Origin of the sequence: Pseudomonas quebecensis (assembly GCF_026410085.1) — a bacterium.
GTDB classification, from domain to species: Bacteria; Pseudomonadota; Gammaproteobacteria; order Pseudomonadales; family Pseudomonadaceae; genus Aquipseudomonas; species Aquipseudomonas quebecensis.
In genome coordinates this window covers 3,112,069-3,129,241 of sequence record NZ_CP112866.1, presented here as the reverse complement: position 1 = coordinate 3,129,241, position 17,173 = coordinate 3,112,069, and the positions used below count along the sequence as shown (strand labels likewise).

At 56.4% G+C, this 17,173-nt stretch carries 13 protein-coding genes; 3 read left to right on the top strand and 10 right to left on the bottom strand.

Features of this window, described 5'->3' with window-relative positions:
- The first annotated feature begins 86 nt into the window (after positions 1-86).
- The gene (locus tag OSC50_RS14450; protein WP_266248857.1) at positions 87-1,586 is read left to right on the top strand and encodes a CoA-acylating methylmalonate-semialdehyde dehydrogenase; all 1,500 of its coding nucleotides are present in this window, start codon (positions 87-89) and stop codon (positions 1,584-1,586) included.
- Between the two features lie 183 nt (positions 1,587-1,769).
- Here OSC50_RS14450 and OSC50_RS14445 read toward each other — a convergent pair whose 3' ends face one another.
- The 4 genes from OSC50_RS14445 to OSC50_RS14430 form a co-directional block, all read right to left on the bottom strand.
- Entirely contained in the window at positions 1,770-2,654 is an 885-nt protein-coding gene (locus OSC50_RS14445) for an aKG-HExxH-type peptide beta-hydroxylase (protein WP_266248859.1), read from the bottom strand.
- Between the two features lie 131 nt (positions 2,655-2,785).
- Complete coding sequence (locus tag OSC50_RS14440) at positions 2,786-3,694, bottom strand: acetamidase/formamidase family protein (RefSeq protein WP_266248861.1); 909 nt, start codon at positions 3,692-3,694, stop codon at positions 2,786-2,788.
- Positions 3,681-4,289: an ATP-dependent Clp protease proteolytic subunit gene (locus tag OSC50_RS14435; RefSeq protein WP_181080800.1), complete on the bottom strand. Its 609-nt coding sequence runs from the start codon at positions 4,287-4,289 to the stop codon at positions 3,681-3,683. Before OSC50_RS14435 ends, OSC50_RS14440 begins: the two co-directional genes overlap by 14 nt.
- A gap of 22 nt (positions 4,290-4,311) precedes the next feature.
- Complete coding sequence (locus OSC50_RS14430; protein ID WP_253506628.1) at positions 4,312-5,220, bottom strand: FkbM family methyltransferase; 909 nt, start codon at positions 5,218-5,220, stop codon at positions 4,312-4,314.
- 802 nt (positions 5,221-6,022) lie between these two features.
- On the opposite strand from OSC50_RS14430, the gene OSC50_RS14425 reads away from it, so the two are divergent.
- Positions 6,023-7,273 (top strand): glycoside hydrolase family 68 protein, encoded by a 1,251-nt coding sequence (locus tag OSC50_RS14425; protein ID WP_253506631.1) that lies wholly within the window; start codon positions 6,023-6,025, stop codon positions 7,271-7,273.
- A 138-nt stretch (positions 7,274-7,411) separates the two neighbouring features.
- Here the strand turns inward: OSC50_RS14425 and OSC50_RS14420 are convergent, their stop codons facing one another.
- The 5 genes from OSC50_RS14420 to xylA form a co-directional block, all read right to left on the bottom strand.
- On the bottom strand, positions 7,412-7,708 hold the full coding sequence (locus OSC50_RS14420; RefSeq protein ID WP_034137793.1) for a DUF6124 family protein: 297 nt from the start codon (positions 7,706-7,708) through the stop codon (positions 7,412-7,414).
- Between the two features lie 369 nt (positions 7,709-8,077).
- Positions 8,078-9,214, bottom strand: coding sequence for a sugar ABC transporter permease (locus OSC50_RS14415; RefSeq protein WP_181080804.1), 1,137 nt, complete (start codon positions 9,212-9,214; stop codon positions 8,078-8,080).
- Positions 9,215-10,771, bottom strand: coding sequence for a D-xylose ABC transporter ATP-binding protein (gene xylG, locus OSC50_RS14410; protein WP_253506637.1), 1,557 nt, complete (start codon positions 10,769-10,771; stop codon positions 9,215-9,217).
- Complete coding sequence (gene xylF, locus OSC50_RS14405) at positions 10,768-11,769, bottom strand: D-xylose ABC transporter substrate-binding protein (RefSeq protein WP_181080808.1); 1,002 nt, start codon at positions 11,767-11,769, stop codon at positions 10,768-10,770. The genes xylG and xylF overlap by 4 nt, the downstream gene beginning before the upstream one ends.
- Positions 11,770-11,870: 101 nt before the next feature.
- Positions 11,871-13,187, bottom strand: a complete 1,317-nt coding sequence (xylA, locus tag OSC50_RS14400; RefSeq protein ID WP_181080809.1) for a xylose isomerase — start codon at positions 13,185-13,187, stop codon at positions 11,871-11,873.
- Positions 13,188-13,326: 139 nt separating this feature from the next.
- Between xylA and OSC50_RS14395 the strand changes: the two genes are divergently transcribed.
- Positions 13,327-14,523: a XylR family transcriptional regulator gene (locus tag OSC50_RS14395; protein WP_266248868.1), complete on the top strand. Its 1,197-nt coding sequence runs from the start codon at positions 13,327-13,329 to the stop codon at positions 14,521-14,523.
- A 77-nt stretch (positions 14,524-14,600) separates the two neighbouring features.
- Here the strand turns inward: OSC50_RS14395 and OSC50_RS14390 are convergent, their stop codons facing one another.
- Positions 14,601-17,009, bottom strand: coding sequence for a glucose/quinate/shikimate family membrane-bound PQQ-dependent dehydrogenase (locus OSC50_RS14390; protein WP_253506644.1), 2,409 nt, complete (start codon positions 17,007-17,009; stop codon positions 14,601-14,603).
- Positions 17,010-17,173: the final 164 nt, after the last annotated feature.

Below are 17,173 nucleotides of genomic sequence, written 5' to 3'. Positions count from 1 at the left end.
GACAATAAGTTCTGGATTCTGCTCTGGTTCGAAACAAAGCGAAAGCCTAAGGTGTGTCCCAACGCTACCCACCGGGATCGACTGCCATGACCAGCACCATCGAGCACTACATTAACGACCAGCGCGTTTCCCGCGATGATCGCTATCAGGATGTCTACAACCCGGCCACCGGCGAGAAAACCGCTCGCGTTGCGCTGGCCAGCCAACAGACTGTGTCCGAAGCCGTCGCCGCCGCCCAGGCCGCTTTCGCCGGTTGGGCCGACACCCCGCCGATCCGCCGCGCCCGCGTGCTGTTCCAGTACCTGCACCTGCTGCGTGAACGCAAAGACGACCTGGCGCGCATCATCGTCGCCGAACACGGCAAGGTGTTCACCGACGCCCAGGGCGAGGTCGACCGTGGCATCGATATCCTCGAATTCGCCTGCGGCATTCCCAACCTGCTCAAGGGCGAGCATTCCGACCAGGTTTCCCGGGGAATGGACAACTGGACCATGCGCCAACCCCTGGGCGTTGTGGCCGGCGTCACGCCGTTCAACTTCCCGGTGATGGTGCCGATGTGGATGTACCCCATCGCCATCGCGGCGGGCAACACCTTCATCCTCAAACCCAGCCCGACCGACCCGAGTGCGTCGTTGTTCATGGCCGAGTTGCTGCGTGAAGCCGGCCTGCCCAAGGGTGTGTTCAACGTGGTACAGGGCGACAAGGAAGCGGTGGACGCGCTGATCGAACACCCCGATGTCAAGGCCGTGAGCTTCGTCGGCTCCACGCCGATTGCGCAGTACATCTACGAAACCGGCGCGCGCCACGGCAAGCGCGTGCAGGGCCTGGGCGGTGCGAAAAACCACATGGTGGTAATGCCCGACGCCGACATCGAAAAAACCGTCGACGCCTTAATGGGCGCCGCCTATGGCAGTGCCGGCGAACGCTGCATGGCGATTTCCGTGGCGGTGCTGGTGGGCGATGTGGGTGACAAAGTCATCGCCGCCCTGACCGAACGCGCCAAGCACCTGCGCATCACTGATGGCCGCGACCTTAAAGCCGAGATGGGCCCCATCGTCTCTCGCGCCGCCCTGGAACGCATCAGCGGCTACATCGAACAAGGCGTGCAGGCCGGCGCACAGTTGCTGCTGGACGGGCGTGACTACGTGCCCAGCGAACCGGGCCTGGAAAACGGCTTCTGGCTCGGCGCGACACTGTTCGATCACGTGACCAAAGAGATGAGCATCTACCGCGAAGAAATCTTCGGCCCGGTACTGGCCTGCGTGCGCGTGAATGACTTCGCCGAAGCGGTAAAGCTGGTCAACGACCACGAGTTCGGCAACGGCGTCAGCTGCTTCACCCGCGACGGCCACATCGCCCGCGAATTTGCGCGACGCATCGAAGTGGGCATGGTCGGCATCAACGTACCGATCCCAGTGCCGATGGCCTGGCACGGCTTCGGTGGCTGGAAGAGGAGCCTGTTCGGCGACATGCATGCTTACGGCACTGAGGGCGTGCGCTTTTACACCAAGCAGAAGTCGATCATGCAGCGCTGGTCGGAGAGCATCGAACAGGGCGCGGAGTTTGCGATGCCGGTTTCCAAATAACGGTTGGGAGAGTTTTGCAGAACCAATGTGGGAGGGGCCTCCCACATCGCCAATACAAGAAAACGGTCATTCACTTGGAAAGGGTGGAGAGGAACTATTTATATAAAAGTAAAAGGAAGCCTAAAAACTCTGGTTTCGCGGGTTAAAATATAACTACCAACAGTTAGGTATCGATTGGTTTTCTCATATTTCTAACTCACAATCTTCAACCATTTGCAGGCAGCCATTATAAATTTCTTGGCCGTAGATCGTGAGTTTTGCATTTTTCGAAATAATGCTGGCGGTCTGTAAGAATTTAGTTCTGAATGAAGCGGGGTTTCCACGTTCATTATAGTTTGTTTTAATGTTTTTGAAGTTTAGGCTGTGCGGTGAGCTACGATGAATTTGATCAAAGATGTATACCGTTCTCGCGAGGACAAACATAGCGTGAAATATTGCGCTTAAAGGCCGTTTGTCATTCCTGAAAGGGGTGTAATAGAGCTGTTCTGAATGATTGTTGAAAATTGGATCGATTGTCCAGTGTGCGTACAATAAGTTATGAGCTGATTCGTGAGTGACATGTTCAATATACCTCGACACATCATCTGTTTCTTCTTGCTGGCTGATGTAGATGAGGCCTAGTGTATTAAAGTTTGACCCGGCTCTAATGTTTCCAGAGCTGAATATTCTTATTTCCTCAATGATAAATTCAATTTCATCATAAAGTGAGGGTGCGGCGGTTTTTATGATGTCGATGGCTGACTCAATCATGAGCTTTGTAGGATAGGACTGCTCGGGACTGTCAAACGCAATAGGCAAGAAGTCATCATTTCCATAAGTATGTCTAATGTCGGAAAATATCGCGTTAAGGCAGATTGACTCTTGAGAGCTAGTTGATTTCAAGAATGGGTTTATGGACAGTTTTTTGTAATTGGTGTGAGCATTAATTTTAAGTAATTCAGATGCTGCAGAGTTGTAGATGGGATTTCTGTTTGTACAATGATTTAAAATAATATGGTGAGCGGCAAAGAAAAATGGAGGTGCTTTTTTTGAGTCTCGAAATTGATTTATTAATGCCGCAAAAGGCATATCGTTTAGACTGTTTTTCTTTAGTAAATAGTCAAAGCTTTTCCACAAACGTTCTGAGATGTTTAAAAATAGTTATTTGGCGATATTTATATTTGGAGTTGTGATGGCGTTCATGGATTGCTCCCCAATGCCTATGAAAAGTATTTTAACTCTATACCTATCGCTACAATATTTGGATATCCAATTTTTATAAGCTGTAATGTGCTTCCATGGGCCAGTAGTAGTCTAGTTAGGTTGTCATTAATTCCTTTGTGAGTTAATGCTTCGTAACCTTGTGAAAAAGCCTTGGCTATCCCGTCGTTTATGGTCGATCCGACGCCCATAAAATATACGAGGTTATCTACAGTGACGTGTAGGCCCTTGTGTATGGGGGCACTGCAGACCTCTGCTGAAAATGTTATTTCAGCTGTAACTTCTATGCCCGTTCCGCCGACTTCGCCATCGGATTGGCAATAATGAACGTCTCCTATATAAAACTCAGCATTGTCATTTCTAATGGGTAGAAAAATTAATGCGTCCTGTTTAAAAAGCTTGCAATCAAAGTTGCCGCCATATTGGTCCACATCCAACGAGCTTAAGGAGGCTTCACCAAGATTTTCAGCACTTCTTAAACAACCGATCATTAGAGACTTTCTCAAAGCGATTGAGCGATCAATTTGGCGGCCTTTAATGGGATAGCAAAATTCATCTTCAATTTTCCAAAAAATGACTGGCTCACCGAGAACATCTTTTTTTAGTGTTTCATCTAAATGGGTAGGTAGAAGTCCACAAGATGAAAGTCCAATATCACGAGTATGTATAATGCCTTCTATATTTAGCGCAATGGTTTCACCAAATTTTGCTCCTTTCAAGCTGAACGGACCAGAAAGGGGGTTCAGAAAATCACTGCATTTATTTAGGTTTTCGTCATAGCCTAAGTTGTCTATGGTTTTTATCGTATAAGATTTTTTCTGTTCTAAAATTTTCGCATTCTTTGAGTTTTCGCCGAAGGATGAGAAATGAGATTTTTGTTTAAGCCGGCAAGTTTTAGAATATTTCATGTTCAGAGGTCACTATTTTGTGGACCAGTCCATATTTTACTGACTCTTCGGCGCTTAACCAAAAGTCGCGCTCTGTATTTTGTCTGATTATTTCTATGGGTTGCCCAGTGGCGTCTGAGAATATTTTGTTTAGTCGCTCTTTCATAAAGCTAATTTCTTTTGAGTAGGCGCCGAAATCTTCTGCTCTACCGTGAAAGCCACCAGATGGTTGATGGAGAAGAAAGCGAGTGTTGGGTAGGGAGTATCTATTTTCCTTATCAGCCGCTACATATATCAGTGCGCCAGCGCTAGCGACCCACCCGGATCCTATTGTAAAAACTTTTGGTTTTATGAATTTTATAGTGTCATAGATCATATCCCCTGACTCAACGTGTCCGCCTGGAGAACTGATAAAAATAAATATTGGATCGTCGCTAATATGAGATAACGCATGAAGTTCTCTAGCTGTATTGTAGGCTAGGTTGTGGTTTATTTCTCCCGTTATAAATATTTTTCTTGATGCAACTAGGCTATCTGTAATTTTAATTGATTCTTTTATTTTTAAAATTGATTCATTTTCAGGTTTTTCTTGCTCTGAGTTAAATGGATCTTTCATTTTCTGAGTTTCCGTTCAGGTTTTAGTTGTAATTTATTTTTTGCGCTATTTTGGCTAAATATGTATTTTCGTCACTGCTTGATTTGATGCATGTATTTGTGAGATTGGATATAAGTGACGCATATTCCGAGAGATAATTTGAGCCAAATTGATGGTCGTGAATTTTTAAACAATGAGCTGAGAAGTCGTAGGATTTATACAGGTTATGAAAGATACAGGCGAGTTTTATTAGTTTTCCAGGTTCTTTCCAAAAGTCTATATCATATAAATTGTGAAAATAGAAAGCGTCTGCCCAAAGCCACTGGTTTATTCCATTTATGGGAGAGTTATCTATTTCAATTCCCCGTGGGGACCTCGTGCCGTATCCTGTAAAGCAATGGAAGGAAAAATCATTGCCGGCTAAAAAAGTATCGACGTCACGAAATAAGGGTTGTCCTTTATATTTTTCAATAAACGACACCTCAATATGAATCCCCAGAAGGTTGGATAAGTTTCTCCTTCCATTTTCCAGGACATTTAACTCGGCTCCTTGGACGTCTATGCTGAGGAAATCAAAGATTTCATCCTGGAAAATGTCGTCCATTTCATCTACATGTAGGCTGACGCGGTCTATGACGTTGTAAAAGTATTCCATGCCTGAGTATTTGGATAGTGTTTCTGTATCTGGCTCTAGGAGCGATGAACACGAAGGTAGTTGGCAGATGTTCAGATAAGAAAGCCCTTTTGTACCTAGCGCTAAATTATAAATTTTTGCATTTGATAGTTTGACTAGTAGCTCATTCGTGCTGGTGTCTGGCTCTACTGCAGTAATCGTACATAGATTATTTTTGATCAGGTTTTGATATATCGGTGCTTCCCCTGGCGTCATCCGAGCTCCGATATCAATGATATTTATTTTTTCTCCGCATAACCAGTTTGTAAAATCGATCATGTCGCACTCCTGGTAAGGAAGAGCGGCACCTTCCTTAAGCATGCCGCTCTTGTTATAGGCGATGCAGATTAGTTGACCACCGCCAATACTACTTTTCCATTTTCGCCGTTCAGGCTAAATACTTTCGCCAGATCGACTTCGGTAACAGTTTTTTCATTACTCATACGTTGTCTCCTTTGCTTAAGTACAGGGAGTGCGCTGCGCCATTAATCTATAATCCCAAAACAGAAATCGGTCAAAGATTTTTAAAAAAATCCGAAATTTCCTAGGAATATTTTTTATTGAAGGAAGCATCCTACTTTTCGAGGATTTTTCTTACATTCCTTTAGGCGCGAGAGTTCAGAATTTTCGTTAGTAAGGCTAACGTTTGTAAGGCCAGTAATCGGAAAAATACATTCTGGTATTAGAGCGTGGAAGTGTGTGGGTAGTTTTTAAATTCTTCAACGACGACAAAGCGCTGACATCGGGCAGGCGTAAGTAAGCTCGCGCCTAACCTGGGCTTGGCTGTTTAAGTCCAGGGCTTCACTGCACCGAAATATCCAATTAACGATTCACCGTGGTCTTCGTTACTGGTTGGCACGCTGCTATCGGAGCAAACCCCTCCCACCTCTGGATATTTTCACTCAAGAGTTGACGCCCAGGCGAATGCCGAATACTGTATATAAACACAGTTTTTAAGCACTGATTGTCCAGGAAGGACGCTTCAGCCCCGCTGGGCACTGTGTGTAGGTCAATGGATCAACTCAATACGCTGGCTCGCCACGACGGGCCGTATCCAAGCGTCAATGAAAAGGACTTCATCATGAAACACGCCACTATTATCCCCACTCGCTGGACACGCGCAGATGCGCTCAAAGTGAATGAAAATGACCCCACCACGACTCAACCGCTGGTGCCTGCCGACTTCCCGGTGATGAGCGACACGGTGTTTATCTGGGACACCATGCCCTTGCGCACCCTGGACGGCACGGTGGTTTCGGTCAACGGCTGGTCCGTGATCTTCACCCTGACGGCCGACCGTCGCCCCCATGATCCGCAATTCATCAATGCCGATGGTCGCTACGACATCAAGCGCGATTGGGAAGATCGCCATGGTCATGCGCGCATCTGCTACTGGTACTCGCGCACCGGCAAAGACTGGATCTTCGGCGGCCGCGTGATGGCCGAAGGCGTATCGCCGACCACGCGTGAATGGGCAGGTACACCGATCCTGCTCAATAACAACGGCGACATCGACCTGTATTACACCTGCGTCACTCCGGGCGCGACGATTGCCAAGGTCCGAGGCCAGGTGGTCACGTCCCAAAGCGGTGTCGAGTTGCGCGGTTTCACTCAGGTCAAGGCCCTGTTCGAAGCCGATGGCACCTACTACCAGACCGAAGCGCAGAACGCGACCTGGAACTTCCGCGACCCCAGCCCGTTTATCGATCCCAAGGACGGCAAGCTGTACATGGTGTTCGAAGGCAACGTAGCAGGTGAGCGCGGCACTCACGAAGTGGGCGCGAACGAACTGGGCCTGGTGCCGCCAGGGCATGAACATGTGGGCGGTGCGCGTTACCAGGTGGGTTGCATCGGCCTTGCGGTGGCCAAGGACCTCAATGGCGATGAATGGGAACTCCTGCCGCCCCTGGTCACCGCCGTCGGGGTGAACGATCAGACCGAGCGGCCGCACTACGTGTTTCAGGACAACAAGTACTACCTGTTTACCATCAGTCACAAGTTCACCTATGCCGATGGCATAACGGGCCCGGATGGGGTCTACGGGTTTGTCGGCGATCATCTGTTCGGCCCCTACACACCGATGAATGCTTCGGGCCTGGTACTGGGCAACCCGCCGTCGCAGCCGTTCCAGACCTATTCGCACTGCGTGATGCCCAATGGCCTGGTCACATCGTTTATCGACAGCGTGCCCACCGCCGGCGGCGACTACCGCATCGGCGGCACCGAAGCGCCGACGGTCAGGATTGTGCTCAAGGGGGATCGTTCGTTCGTGCAGGAGGCGTATGACTACGGTTACATCCCGCCGATGCGCGATGTGGTGTTGAGCCAATGACAGCAGCGCAACGGTCAGCCTGATTCATCAGTTGTAAACCAACCCGACTGGAGGGGGCTTGCCCCCGATGGCGGTGGATCAGTCAGCTTCTGTGTAGCTGACCCACTGCTATCGGGGGCAAGCCCCCTCTCACATTTTCTAACCGTGTTTCAGGCAGTTGATTGAGCGATCTACCGTGGTTTTGGCAATTTCAAGCAAGTGCCACACTGCCAGGATTTTCGCTCGCTCTGGGCTCGTCAGTTGCTCGCCACAATCCAACGCCGTCGCCGATGCGCTATCGAGCAAACTGGCGGTGTAGAGCAGGGCGTCTTCGAAGCTCAGGTCTTCGTTGATGGAGTGAAAGCCTTGGGTCGGTAGGTAATGGTCGATGGCGCGGTTGAAGGCGGCGCGGTCTTTGGCGGGATCGAAGGGTGGATCGGGGACGACTTTGTTCATGGTGTAGTTCCTGTCTGATCAAGGAGCCGACACGCTTTGCGACTAAACGAAGGTGGCGGCTGTACGCAGGTTAGTCGACCGGTCAGAACAGGAACCCGGCGCACCCGAAGGCGCCCTGCGCACAGCCACCATAAAGCTTCATGGGAAACATGCGCCTGTTCTGAATCCGGGCGACTAAACCCGATCACTGATGAGTAGTGACGGACCGCAGACTAGCCATCGATTCCAACAGGCACAAGGCGGCGAGGATTGTCTAGGAAACGTCCTGCAATTAAAAGGGATGTGGCTTGCTGGCCCTTTACAAACCATGACCAAACGCCACCAAGCCTCCAATGGAATGCGGTCAATGTGGGGCCGATGAGAACGGGTTCAGCGCCGACCCGCCCGCGTACTCACATCCACCCAAACCGCCAACACCAAAATGCTGCCCTTCACAATCATCTGCCAGTAACTGTCCACGTCCAGCATCGACATGCCGTTATCCAGGCTGGTAATCACCAGCGCCCCCAGCAATGCGCCATACACCGTGCCGGACCCGCCGCGCATCGATGTGCCGCCGATAAAGCAGGCGGCGATGGCGTCCAGTTCGCCCATATTGCCCGCCGACGGTGAACCCGCCGCCAAACGTGCGGTGTTGACCAGGCCGGCGAGGGCGCACATGACGCCCATGATGCCGAAGATCCACAGTTTGACCGCCTGCACGTCGATGCCCGACAGCCGCGTGGCTTCCATATTGCTGCCCACCGCATACACGCGGCGGCCGAATACGGTCTGGCTGGTGACATAGCTGAATACGCCGAGCAGCGCCAGTAACAGCAACACCGGCACGGGGATGCCATCGTAGCTGTTGAGGGTGCTGACGAAACCGGCCAGCACTGCGCCGATCACCACCACGCGCAGCACGTCGCGCATCAATGAGTGCGCGGCCAGCCCGTGCAGCGCGCGGTTGCGTCGTTGTTTCCAGGTCAAGAACAGTGTGAGGGCAAACAGCAAAAGCCCAAGCCCAATCCCCACCGAATGCGGCAGATACCCCTGGCCCACGTACACCAGCGATGGCGACACTGGCGCGATGGTGGTGCCGCCGGTGATCCCCAGCAGAACCCCGCGAAACGCCAGCATGCCGCCCAAGCCGACAATGAACGACGGGATGCGCAGGTACGCCGTCATGTAACCGTTGGCCAGGCCGATCATCAGGCCGCACAGCGCCACCAGGCTCAAATTAGCCAGCAGCGGAATGTGGTAGACCACGTCCAGGATCGCCGCCAGCCCTCCCAGCAACCCCAGCAATGAGCCCACCGACAAGTCGATTTCGCCGCTGATGATCACCAGCACCATGCCGCAGGCCAGGATGCCGGTGATGGACATCTGCCGCAGCAGGTTGGACAAGTTGCGCGGGGTGAGGAAACCGCCCTCGGTCTGCCAGCTGAAGAACAGCCAGATCACCGCCACGGCAATCACCAGAGCGAGCATTTTGTAGCGGGTAAACAGCTGTTTGACCTGATTCATCTACGCGGTCTTCCGATTGTTATTGTTTTGGCTGAGCGCGGCGGCGAGTACCTGTTCCTGGGTGAGCCCCTCGTTGACGAAGTCGCCGCGCAACTGGCCGTCGCCGATCACCAGCACGCGGTCGGACACCCCCAGCACTTCGGCCAGTTCCGAGGAGACCATGATGATTGCCACGCCTTCGGCGGCCAGGGCGCCCATCAGCTTGTAGATTTCATACTTGGCCCCCACGTCCACCCCGCGCGTGGGCTCGTCGAGGATCAGCACTTTGGGCTTGGCCATCAGCATTTTCGCCAGCACGGCTTTTTGCTGATTGCCGCCGGACAGGCTGGTGATCGGCAAGAACGGGCTGGCGGTCTTGAGGTGCATGCGCGTGATCTGCCGGTCGATGCTGCCCAGTTCGGCTTCGGCGTCGATGCGGGTCAGGTGCGCATAGGTGTCGAGTACCGCCAGGGTGATGTTCTGGCCCACGCCAAGATCCGGGATGATGCCTTGACGCTTGCGGTCCTCGGGCACCATGCACAGTCCGGCGCGGATCGACTTGAGCGGCGTGCGCGTATCGATCACCTCACCGTCCAGCCACACCTCGGCGCTGCAGCGGCCGGGGTAGGCGCCGAACAGGGCCGACACCAGTTCGGTGCGCCCGGCGCCCACCAGCCCGGCGATGCCGAGGATTTCGCCGCGCTTGAGCGCAAAGGAAATATCGTCGACGCGTTTGCGCTTGGGGTTGTCCACGTCGTAACAGGTGACATGGCGCGCTTCGAACATCACCTCGCCGATGTCATGGGGCTCGGTGGGGTAGAGGTTGCTCATCTCGCGACCGACCATTTGGGTGATGATGCGCGGGATGTCCATATCGGCCATGGCCGTGGTCGCGATGTGCTTGCCATCGCGAATCACCGTGATGGTATCGCACACCGCCGCCACTTCATCGAGCTTGTGGGAGATGTACACGCAGGCCACGCCTTTGGCCTTGAGGTCGCGGATGATGTCCAGCAGCACCTCGATTTCCGAGCGGGTCAGGGCCGAGGAGGGCTCGTCGAGAATCAGCAGGCGCGCTTTTTTATTCAGGGCCTTGGCGATTTCCACCAGTTGCTGGTAGCCGCCGCCGTACTGCGACACCGGCAGCGCCACGTTGATGTCTGGCACCTTGAGTTCACGCATCAGCGCTTCGGCGCGGTGCAGCATCGCCGGGTAGTTCATGCGGCCGCCGGGCAGGGTCAGTTCGTGGCCCATAAAAATGTTCTCGGCCACCGAGAGGTCAGGCACCAGGGTCAGCTCCTGGTGGATGATCACGATGCCGGCGGCCTCGGTTTCGCTGATGGAGTGCGCCCTGAGCGGCTGCCCGTCCCAGAGGATTTCTCCCTCCCAGGTGCCGTGGGGATAGACCGCCGACAGCACCTTCATCAAGGTGGATTTACCGGCACCGTTCTCGCCGCACAGACCGACGCATTCCCCCGGCCGCACCGTGATGTCGATGCCGTTCAGCGCGTGGACACCGCCAAAGGTTTTGACGATGCCGTTCATTTGCAGCAGGTAGTCGGCAGCCATGACGGTCATTGCCCGCCGATCTGCTCTTTGGTGTAGAAACCGTCCTTTTCCAACAGGTCGATATTGGCCTTGGTCAATGGCGTCGGGGTGAGCAGGATGGTGTCGACCTGCTTGCTGCCATTGTCGTACTGCGAGCTGTAGGTGGGTTTCTCGTTACGCGCCAGTTGCACCGAAAGTTTGGCGGCTTCGGTGGCGATCAGCTTGAGCGGCTTGTACACGGTCATGGTCTGGGTGCCGTCGATCACGCGCTTGACGGCGGCGAGGTCGGCGTCCTGGCCGGAGATCGGCACCTTGCCCGCCAGCTTCTGCGCGGCCAGGGCCTGGATCGCACCGCCGGCGGTGGCGTCGTTGGAGGCGACGATGGCGTCGATCTTGTTGTTGTTCCGGGTCAGGGCGTTTTCGACAATGCTCAGGGCTTCGGTAGGGTTCCATTCCTTGACCCACTGCTGGCCGACCACCTTGATATCGCCCTTGTCGATGGCCGGTTGCAGCACCTTCATCTGGCCTTCGCGCAGCACCTTGGCGTTGTTATCGGTAGGCGCGCCGCCGAGCAGGAAATAATTGCCCTTGGGCGCCGCCTGCAGCACGCCGCTGGCCTGCATCTCGCCGACTTTTTCGTTATCGAAGGAGATGTAGGCATCGATGTCGGCATTGAGAATCAGGCGGTCATAGGACACCACCTTGATTCCGGCCTTCTTCGCTTCGGCGACCGCGTTGGTCAGCACCGTGGCGTTGAACGGCACGATCACAATCACATCGACGCCGCGCGAGATCAGGTTTTCGATCTGGGAAATCTGCTTCTGCTCGTTGGCATCGGCCGATTGCACAAAAACCTTGGCATCGAGTTTTTCCGCCGCCGCCACGAAGTAATCGCGGTCGCGGGACCAGCGCTCCAGGCGCAGGTCGTCGATGGAAAAACCGATTTTCGGATGGGCGGAATCGGCCATGACCGGCAGGGCGAACAGGGCCAGGGCGGTGGCGAGCAGGGTGCGTTTGAATGATTTCATGGTGGTGCGTCCTTTTATTGTTGTTGGAAAGACACAGCGTGATGCGGGTAAAACTGTAGAGCGTCCTTCGACGCTCCGTGCAGGGATTTGTCGTGAAAATGTCACCGATAAATAAACCGGTTGACCACCCCCTCCAGCATCTCCTGCCGACCGCTCACGGCCTGGGGGTTCAGTTCATGGGCAAACGCATGTTCGGCCAGGGATTCCAGGCTGAACTCGCCGCTCAGTACCGACTGGCCCAAGGGTTGCTGCCAACCGGCGTAGCGTTGGTCCTTGAACTGTTGCAACCGGTCGTTCTGCACCATGGCCGCCGCGCGTTCCAGCGCCAGGGCGAGCACGTCCATGGCGCCGACGTGGCCGTGAAACAGGTCGATTTCGTCGAGGCTTTGGCGGCGCACCTTGGAGTCAAAGTTATAGCCGCCATTTTTGAAGCCGCCAGCCTTGAGGATTTCATAGGTGGCCAGGGTCATTTCCTCGACGCTGTTGGGGAACTGGTCGGTGTCCCAGCCGTTCTGCGGGTCGCCGCGGTTGGCGTCGATACTGCCGAAGATGCCGAGGGACACGGCGGTGGCGATTTCGTGGTGAAAGCTATGCCCGGCCAGGGTCGCGTGGTTAGCTTCGATGTTGACCTTTATCTCATGTTCTAAACCATATTCGTGCAGGAAGCCGAACACCGTGGCGCTGTCGTAATCGTACTGGTGCTTGGTCGGTTCCTGGGGCTTGGGTTCGATCAGTAGGTCGCCCTTGAAGCCGATCTTGTGCTTGTGCTCCACCACCATGCGCATAAAGCGCCCGAGCTGTTCGCGCTCGCGCTTGAGGTCGGTGTTGAGCAGGGTTTCATACCCTTCGCGACCGCCCCACAGCACATAGTTGGCGCCTTTGAGCCGCAGTGTAGCGTTCATCGCGCTGAACACCTGGGCCGCGGCATAGGCAAATACCTCCGGGTCCGGGTTGGTGGCGGCGCCGGCCGCAAAGCGCGGATTGCTGAAGCAATTGGCGGTGCCCCACAACAGCTTGATGCCGGTCTGTTCCTGATGGCGCTCCAGGTGGTCGACCATCTGCGCAAAGTGGTTGCGGTACTCCTTGAGCGAACTGCCTTCTGGCGCCACATCGGTGTCGTGAAAACTGTAATAGTCGATGCCCAGCTTGGAGAAAAACTCAAAGGCTGCCTCGGCCTTGCCGATGGCCACATCCATCGGCTCACCGCTGCGCTGCCAAGGGCGCTTGAAGGTGCCCATCCCGAACATATCGGCGCCCGGCCACACGAAGGTGTGCCAATAACACGCGGCCATGCGCAGGTGCTCGCGCATCGGTTTGCCGAGGATCAGCTTGTTGGCGTCGTAATGGCGAAAGGCGAGGGGAGCATCGCTGTCGGGGCCTTCGAAGCGAACCTTCTCGACACCGGGGAAGTACGTCATGGCGTTTTCCTTATTGTTCTTGGCGGTGTCTGGATACTAGCAACGGCACCGCGCCCGCCGATTATGAAAATCACCAAGGCAGGGTGCGATTTTGAGTGGTGAGGGCTACTCTGTGCCGACTGGCCCCAGGACAATAACAATGAAAACCCTACCGCCCGTGCACCGCATCGCCTTGCTGTTCAACGGCAGCAAAATCTACGACCGTGGCATCATCGCCGGCATCGGCAATTACCTGAGCAGCACGCGTGCGTCCTGGGACTTGTTCCTGGAGGAGGACTTTCTGTGTCGGCTCAAAGGCATCGAGCGTTGGCAGGGCGACGGCATCATCGCCGACTTCGATGACCCGCTGATCGGCGAAGCGTTGGCCCACAGCAAGGTGCCGGTGGTGGCGGTGGGCGGTTCTTATGAGGATGCACGCGCCTATCCCAAGGGCATTCCCTACGTGGCCACCGACAACCATGGGTTGATGAAGCTGGCTTACGAGCACCTGATCGAGGCCGGGCTGACCCGGTTTGCCTGTTTCAGCCTGCCCGAGGCCCAGGCCAACCGCTGGGCCCAGGAGCGCGAAAAAGCCTTTCGTCGCCTGATGCAGCGCGATGGTCTGCACGTGGAGGTGTATCGCGGCCTGGGCACCAGCGCGCCATTGTGGGACAGCGCGGTGGAGCAGCAGATCGCCTGGCTGCACAGCCTGCCCAAGCCCATCGGCATCATCGCCGTCACCGACGCCCGCGCCCGGCAATTGCTGCAAGCCTGCCTCACCGCTGGTATCGCGGTGCCGGAGCAAGTGGCGCTGATCGGCATCGACAACGACCCGCTGACCCGCACCCTCACGCGGGTGCCGCTCAGTTCCGTGATCCAGGGCACCGAAACCATGGGCCGCACCGCCGCCGCGCTGTTGCACCAGATGCTGCACGGCAAACCCGCCAGTGGCACGCAGATCCTGGTGGCCCCGGAGGCGATCAACGTGCAGGCCTCCAGCCTGCATCAGCCCTTGGGCAACCCGTACGTGATGCAGGCGCTGCTGTTTATCCGCCAGTACGCCTGCCAGGGCATCAAGACCGCGCAGGTGGCGGCCTATGTCGGCGTGTCGCGTTCATCCTTGGAATCACACTTTCGCAAGGTGCGCGGTTGCAGCGTGCATGACGAGATCCTGCGCTTTAAACTCGCCGCCGCCGCCAAGGGCCTGGCAAACCACGAACGGCCGATTGCCGACGTGGCGACACAGTGCGGCTTCAAGTCGGCGCAGTACCTGCACACCGTGTTTCGCCGTGAATTCGGCTGCACGCCGCGTGAGTACCAGCAAGGCGAGGAGTGGGCGTTGCCCGTGCCTGATTAGGGCCTTACATGCGCTGCTGTGTGGGAGGGGCTTGTTCCCTCCCACATGTTCAAGCAGTGCCGGAGCGCACGCTGGGGTTACGGCAAGGCGTAGGCGATTACATAGTCGCCCCGGTCGGTGGACTGGCGTGCACCGCCGGCAGTGATCACGATGTATTGCTTGCCGGTTTTGGGCGACACGTAGGTCATCGGGCCGCCCTGGCTCCCGACGGGCAGGCGCGCCTTCCAGATTTCGTCACCGTTGCCGCTGTTGAAGGCGCGCAGGTAGAAGTCCTGGGTGCCGGCGATAAAGATCAGGCCGCCCTGGGTCGATAGCGTTCCGCCAAGGGTCGGCAGGCCGATCTTGATCGGCAGGTGCATGCGAACACCCAACGGCCCGGTGTCCTCGACGGTGCCGACCGGCACTTGCCACGCGACTTTCCGGGTCTTCATGTCGATGGCGGTGAGGGTGCCGAACGGCGGCGCCTGGCATGGGATGCCGGCCACCGACAGGAAGCGGTTTTTGTTCACCGCATACGGCGTGCCCTTGAGCGGGACCGCGCCCATGCCGGTGTTCAACGCCTCGCCACCGGACGCGGCCAGCGCCTTGTTCTGCGATGGGATCATCTGGATCCACAGGCCCAGGCGCATGTCGTTGACGAAGATAAACCCGTGCACCGGGTCAGTGGAGATGCTGCCCCAGTTCATGCCGCCCAGAGAGCCAGGGAAGCTCAAGGATTTGTCCGTACCCGGCGCGGTGTACAGGCCGTCGTAGCGCATGCCCTTGAAGTCGATGCGGCACAGCAATTGGTCGTACGGGGTGGCGCCCCACATGTCCGACTCGCTCAGGGTTTGCGCGCCAATCTGCGGCATGCCCACCGATTCAGGCTGGGTCGGCGAGTAGGGTTCGTTGGGGATATTCGCGGCCTTGACCGGTACTTCCTTGACCTCGGTCAGCGGCCGGCCGGTCGCGCGATCAAGCACATAGATCTGCCCGGCCTTGGTGCCGATCACCACTGCCGGTACAGCGGTGTCGCTGCCCGGTGGGGTGAAGTCGATCAGGCTCGGTTGCATCGGCAGGTCGAAGTCCCACAGGTCATTGTGAACGGTCTGGTACACCCACTTCTCGGCACCGGTTGAGGCGTCCAGCGCCAATACGGACGCGCCATAGGTGTGATCGAGTTGGGTGCGCTCCACGCCGTAGATGTCGGTGGACGAGCTGCCCATCGGCAGGAAGACCGTGTTCATCTGCGGGTCGTAGGACATCGGCGCCCAGCTGTTGGGCGTGCTGCGCACATAGGTGCTGCCGTCTGCCGGCGCGTGTTTGTCCTCAGGGTTGCCCGGGTCGAAGGCCCAGCGCATTTGCCCACTGATCACATCGAAGCCACGGATGACGCCGCCGGGCATATCGGACTGCACGTTATCGGCGACGCGGCCGCCGACCACCACGGTAGTCCCGGCGATCAGCGGGGCGGAGGACAGTTGGTAGTAACTGTCCGGCACATTGCCCAGGCCTGCTTTGAGATCCACCTGGCCATGGGTGCCGAAGTCTTCGCAGAATTGGCCGGTGTCGGCGTCCACCGCAATCAGGCGCGCATCGATGGTGTTGGTCAGCAACCGACGCTGACACTGTGCGCCGGGGGCAACGCTGGCGGCGATGATCGGCGAGCTGCCGGGTTGGGTCGGCTGGACGATCGGCGCGCTGGCGTCGAAATACGCCAGGCCCCGGCAACGTTGCCATACCGCCGACTGGGCGTTGACTTGGTTCTTCCACAGCTCTTTGCCGGTGTCGGCGTCCAGGGCGATCAGGTTGTTGTGCGGCGTGCAGATAAACACTTTGTTGCCGATCTGCAGGGGTGTGAGTTGGTCTTCGGCACCGTTGCCGTCGCTGATGGCCACGTCACCGGTGCGATAGGTCCAGGCCACTTTGAGCTTGCCGATGTTGTCGCGGTTTATCTGATCCAGGGCGGCAAAGCGGCTGCCGCCTTCGGTGTTGCCGTAGTGCGCCCAGTCTTTCTGCGCCTCGGCCGCCACCACCGGCGTAACGCCCGGGCCTGCACCGGTAGGCGCCACGCTCGGATGCGCGACAAACATGTTGCCTGCGGCAATCGCCACGCCCGCAGCCAGCACGGCGGCCACGCCATACGCGCCGCGGGCGGGCTTGCCCGCCAGCAGCGGGTACACCAGCGCCACCACCAGGCCGATCACCGCGAACATGAACAGCCGCGAGAACAGCGGCCAGAACACCAGGCCAACGTCCGCCACGGCCCACACCGCCGTGCCCAGCAGAAAACCCGCGAACAGCCACGCGCCGGCCGGTTTTCGACGGGCAATCAACAGCCCGGCAACCGCCATGGCCACACCGCCCACCAGGAAGTACCAGGAACCGCCGAGACTGACCAGTTTGGCGCCGCCGACGGCCAGCGCGAGGCCGAGCAGGGCGATGATCACACCCAGGCCCAGCAGGATAAATCTAGAGACGCCAGTGGCGCGCGATGCTCGTTTCATATCGAAAGGACTCGAGTGAGAGAGGGCAAAGGCGCAATGTTAGCAAGACAAGTAACTAGTTAGTACATTTTTGCTGGTCGGCCGACTTCAACGGCCGTGGTGAGTGCGGGCGCATGAAAAAGCCGCTTGTTCCGTCAGAAACAAGCGGCTTTATTGATCGCCTT